Here is a 4,982-nt window from a genome sequence, read left to right as displayed (position 1 = left end):
CTCCTACACCCTGCGCCAGCCCCGCCTCCCGCGCTGGGCCCCCGCCGCCCTCGCGGCCGCCGCGGTCGCCGTCGGCACCGGCATCGGCCTGGGCGCGGGCCTGGACAGCCGCGTCCAGTGGGGCCTGATCGCGGCGGTGGTCTTCGTCGCCGGGATGTTCGCCCTGGCGGCCCGGATAGAGGGCCTCCGGCAGGCCAAGGACCGCCTCGCCACCAGCATGGTGTGGGTCTGCTTCCTGCTCGCGGTCGTCCCGCTGGTCTCGCTGATCTGGGAGACGGTCTCGCGCGGTGCGAAGGTCCTCGACGGGAACTTCCTCAGCCACTCCATGGCCGGCGTCCTGACCATCCAGCCCGGCGGCGGCGTCTACCACGCCATCATCGGCACCCTGGAGCAGGTCGGCATCGCCACCGCCATCGCGGCCCCCATCGGCCTGCTGACGGCGATCTACCTGGTCGAGTACGGCCGCGGCCGCCTCGCGACGGCCGTCACCTTCTTCGTCGACGTCATGACGGGCATCCCGTCGATCGTCGCGGGCCTGTTCGTCCTCAGCTTCTGGATCCTGATGCTGGACAACGGCTACTCCGGCTTCGCCGGGTCGATGGCCCTGGCCATCCTGATGATGCCGGTCGTCGTCCGCTCCACGGAGGAGATGCTCAAGCTCGTCCCCAACGAGCTGCGCGAGGCCTCGTACGCCCTGGGCGTGCCCAAGTGGCGCACGATCCTCAAGGTCGTCCTGCCCACCGCCATCGGCGGCATCGCCACCGGTGTGATGCTCTCGGTCGCCCGCATCGCCGGTGAGTCCGCCCCGATCGTCCTCCTGGTCTTCGGCTCCCAGCTGATCAACAACAACCCCTTCGAAGGCGCCCAGTCCTCCCTGCCGTACTACATCTACGAGCAGTGGGCGGCCGGCAACGAGGCCAGCTACGACCGCGCCTGGGCCGCGGCCCTGGTCCTCATCGCCTTCGTCATGATCCTCAACCTGGTGGCCCGCGGCATCGCCCGCTGGAAGGCCCCACGCGGAGGACGCAGCTGAGCCGCAGCGGAGGCTGGGGGTCATGCCCGAGGAACGAGGGCGTGGCACCCGGCCGTAGCGGAGGCGAAGCGGAGTCCGACCGTCCAATGCAGACCGGCCGCTGACGCGGTTTGATTTCCCGAAAGTAGTGATCCCCATGGCCAAGCGAATCGACGTCAGCGGCCTGAACGCCTACTACGGCACCCACAAGGCCATCGAGGACATCTCGATGACCGTGGAGCCCCGCTCCGTGACCGCCTTCATCGGCCCCTCCGGCTGCGGCAAGTCCACCTTCCTGCGCACCCTCAACCGCATGCACGAGGTCACCCTCGGCGGCCGCGTCGAGGGCAAGGTGATGCTGGACGACGAGAACCTCTACGGCTCCGGCGTAGACCCCGTCTCCGTGCGCCGCACGGTCGGCATGGTCTTCCAGCGCCCGAACCCCTTCCCGACCATGTCCATCCACGAGAACGTGATCGCCGGCGTCCGCCTCAACGGCGGCCGGTACCGCAAGTCCGAGCTGGACACGATCGTGGAGAAGTCCCTCAAGGGCGCCAACCTCTGGAACGAGGTCAAGGACCGCCTCAACAAGCCGGGCGCCGGTCTCTCCGGCGGCCAGCAGCAGCGCCTGTGCATCGCCCGCGCCATCGCGGTCGAGCCCCAGGTCCTGCTGATGGACGAGCCCTGCTCGGCGCTCGACCCGATCTCCACCCTCGCCATCGAGGACCTCATCGGCGAGCTCAAGGAGCGGTTCACGATCGTCATCGTGACCCACAACATGCAGCAGGCGGCCCGGGTCTCCGACCGCACCGCCTTCTTCAACCTGGCGGGCGTCGGCCAGCCCGGCAAGCTGATCGAGATCGACGACACGGAGCGCATCTTCTCCAACCCGTCGGTCCAGGCCACCGAGGACTACATCTCGGGCCGCTTCGGGTAAGCACTCGCGCCCCGCAGGGGCGCGGGGCTGTGTTCTCCGGGGGAATCCCCCGGACCCCCGGGCGCGATCAACCACAGACGGCCTTGCGGTGCTGCTTGGCGGTGCCACCGCAAGGCAAAGGGCCCGCCCCCTGTTCGTACCAGGGGGCGGGCCCTTACTCGTCCGGCGAAAGGTCAGCCGAACGCCAGGTTCACAACCCAGTAGCTGAGCGCAGCGACAATCGCCGCGGCCGGCATCGTGATGAACCACCCGAGGATGATGTTCTTGGCGACACCCCACCGCACCGCGTTGACCCGCTTCGTCGCGCCCACACCCATGATCGCCGAGGTGATGACATGCGTCGTGGAGATCGGCGCGTGGAACATGAACGCGGTCGTGAACATCACGGACGCACCGGTCGTCTCCGCCGCGAAGCCCTGCGGCGGGTCCAGCTCGATGATCTTCCGGCCCAGCGTCCGCATGATGCGCCAGCCACCCGCGTAGGTGCCCAGCGAGAGCATCACGGCGCAGGCGAGCTTGACCCAGACCGGGATCTCGTCGCCCTTGCTCTGCACATCGCCGATGACCAGCGCCATCATCACGATGCCCATGGTCTTCTGGGCGTCCTGGAGACCGTGGCCGAGCGCCATGCCGGCGGCCGAGACGGTCTGGGCGATACGGAAGCCGCGCTTGGCCTTGTGCGGGTTGGCCCGGCGGAACATCCACATGATCGCGACCATCACCAGATAGCCGAGGATCAGGCCGACGAACGGCGAGAGGAACATCGGCACGACGATCTTGTCGATGACGCCCGACCAGATGACGGTCGTACCGCCCGCCAGCGCGGCGCCCACCATGCCGCCGAAGAGGGCGTGCGAGGAGGACGACGGCAGACCGAAGTACCAGGTGATCAGGTTCCAGGCGATCGCGCCGATCAGAGCGGCGAAGAGGATGCCCATCCCCTTGTCGCCCACCGGCGTCTCGATCAGGCCCTCGCTGACCGTCTTCGCCACGCCGCTGCCCAGGAAGGCACCGGCGAGGTTCATGACCGCCGCCATGGCGAGGGCCGCGCGCGGGGTCAGCGCCCGCGTGGAGACCGAGGTGGCGATGGCGTTCGCGGAGTCGTGGAAGCCGTTCGTATAGGTGAATCCGAGCGCGACCGCGATGGTCACGACAAGTGCAAACGTATCCACCGGGGGTCAGGACTCCTTGACCGCGATGGTCTCGACGGTATTCGCCACGTGCTCGAAAGCGTCGGCGGCCTCCTCGAGAACATCCACGATCTGCTTGAGCTTGAGAACCTCGATGGCGTCGTACTTGCCGTTGAAGAGGTGCGCGAGCAGCTTGCGGTGGATCTGGTCGGCCTGGTTCTCGAGGCGGTTGACCTCGATCCAGTACTCGGTCAGATTGGTCATCGTCCGCAGGTTCGGCATCGCCTCGGCGGTCAGCTCCGCCGCCCGCGCGAGGACCTCGATCTGCTGCTCGACGCCCTTCGGCAGCTCCTCGATCTGGTAGAGGACGACGAGATCGACGGCCTCCTCCATGAAGTCCATGATGTCGTCGAGCGAGCCGGCGAGGGCGTAGATGTCCTCGCGGTCGAACGGCGTGATGAAGGAGGAGTTCAGCTGGTGGAAGATCGCGTGGGTCGCGTCATCCCCGGCGTGCTCCGCTGCCCGCATCCGTTCGGCGATCTCGGCCCGGGCGGAGGCGTCCGCTCCGAGCAGTTCCATCAGGAGCTTGGAGCCCGTGACGATGTTGTCCGCGGAGGCGGCGAACATGTCGTAGAAGCTCGTCTCCCTGGGGGTCAGACGAAAGCGCACGTGGGATCCTCGGGGTGCAGCGGATTCGGTCTCGTTGATGCTAGGCGCATCATCCAGCCACAGCTAACTGGCATTCCCTCAGTGTCGCCCATCGGGCAGAGTGCTCATGAAGGCGGTACGGGCCTCCGGCGGTGAATTTGGGTACGATATACCCGCCCGGGGTATGCAAATGGGGTAGGAACCGTAGGACGCCGACAAGCGTGACGTGTCCCCACGCCCCGCCGATGACCAGCGCGGACGCGTCGGCAGAACGACGGAGGACGCCATGACGGCCAGGGAGGCCACAGTGACCAGCGCCACTGAACCGGTCGGGGCGCCCTGCCACGGCGATCCGCACGACGCCGCCGGGTCCCCCGCCGGCCCGCACGGCTACAGCAAGCAGAAGGACCAGCACCTCAAGCGGCTGCGCCGGATCGAGGGCCAGATCCGCGGCCTCCAGCGCATGGTCGAGGAGGACGTCTACTGCATCGACATACTCACGCAGGTGTCGGCGAGCACCAAGGCCCTCCAGTCCTTCGCCCTCCAGCTCCTCCAGGAGCACCTCCGCCACTGCGTGGCCGACGCCGCCCTCAAGGGCGGGGCGGAGATCGACGCCAAGGTGGAAGAGGCCAGCGCGGCGATCGCGCGGCTGCTGCGCACCTGACGAGGGCGCGTGACGGGGCGCGGCTACTGCGCGCCCGACGTCGCGGCTACTGCGCGCCCGACGGATTGGTGGGCTCCGCCGTCCGCCGCACGGGCCGGACGACACGGAGAACCTCATCGATCCGGTCGGCACTGAGCCGCTCCTCGTCCGCCATGGACGCCGCGATCATCAACTCACCGTAGAGATCGATCTCGATGAGGGCCACGGGATCCGGCCCGCCGCACAAACCGCGTCGCGGAACCACGCGATTCACCTCCTCGGGTCCTCGGGGCTGTGGGACTCACCGGCCTGGGCCGTCACGTCACCGCTTTCCAGCGTAGTGATCGGTACACACACCGCGCATGGCACAGATGGACCATTTCCATGGCCAACCATGTCCTCCCGCGTTATTTCTGTGGCGAAGCGACCGTGCCCGCATAGATTTCGGCGGGTGCGGGAAGCTCGATGTCCGGCCGGAATCCAAAGGAGCCGAGCTCCACGGTCGACACCACGGTCATCGGCATGGCGGGCGGGGCGACCGGCGTCCCGGCCGGCTGCCGGAGGGCGCCCCCGCCGGGGGAGGACGTCGCGGCGGCCGTGGCGGCCCCCGCC

Annotated in this window: 6 protein-coding genes; 3 read left to right on the top strand and 3 right to left on the bottom strand. The window is 68.3% G+C overall.

From position 1 onward, the window contains the following. The first annotated feature begins 10 nt into the window (after positions 1-10). Positions 11-1,033, top strand: a complete 1,023-nt coding sequence (gene pstA / locus K6I33_RS31805) for a phosphate ABC transporter permease PstA (RefSeq protein WP_229358017.1) — start codon at positions 11-13, stop codon at positions 1,031-1,033. 136 nt (positions 1,034-1,169) lie between these two features. Next, positions 1,170-1,949, top strand: a complete 780-nt coding sequence (gene pstB, locus K6I33_RS31800) for a phosphate ABC transporter ATP-binding protein PstB (RefSeq protein WP_229358016.1) — start codon at positions 1,170-1,172, stop codon at positions 1,947-1,949. A gap of 173 nt (positions 1,950-2,122) precedes the next feature. Here pstB and K6I33_RS31795 read toward each other — a convergent pair whose 3' ends face one another. Next, positions 2,123-3,121, bottom strand: a complete 999-nt coding sequence (locus K6I33_RS31795) for an inorganic phosphate transporter (RefSeq protein WP_229358015.1) — start codon at positions 3,119-3,121, stop codon at positions 2,123-2,125. Positions 3,122-3,127: 6 nt separating this feature from the next. Then, positions 3,128-3,748, bottom strand: a complete 621-nt coding sequence (locus K6I33_RS31790) for a DUF47 domain-containing protein (RefSeq protein WP_229358014.1) — start codon at positions 3,746-3,748, stop codon at positions 3,128-3,130. 265 nt (positions 3,749-4,013) lie between these two features. Here K6I33_RS31790 and K6I33_RS31785 point away from each other — a divergent pair, with 265 nt between their 5' ends. After that, positions 4,014-4,391: a metal-sensitive transcriptional regulator gene (locus K6I33_RS31785; protein ID WP_229358013.1), complete on the top strand. Its 378-nt coding sequence runs from the start codon at positions 4,014-4,016 to the stop codon at positions 4,389-4,391. Between the two features lie 46 nt (positions 4,392-4,437). Here K6I33_RS31785 and K6I33_RS31780 read toward each other — a convergent pair whose 3' ends face one another. Beyond that, positions 4,438-4,635, bottom strand: coding sequence for a hypothetical protein (locus K6I33_RS31780; RefSeq protein ID WP_229358012.1), 198 nt, complete (start codon positions 4,633-4,635; stop codon positions 4,438-4,440). Between the last annotated feature and the right edge of the window lie 347 nt (positions 4,636-4,982).

The organism is Streptomyces sp. UNOB3_S3, from assembly GCF_020740895.1.
GTDB lineage: Bacteria > Actinomycetota > Actinomycetes > Streptomycetales > Streptomycetaceae > Streptomyces.
The sequence above is the reverse complement of the archived record's forward strand: the minus strand, read 5'-3'. Positions and strand labels throughout refer to the sequence as shown.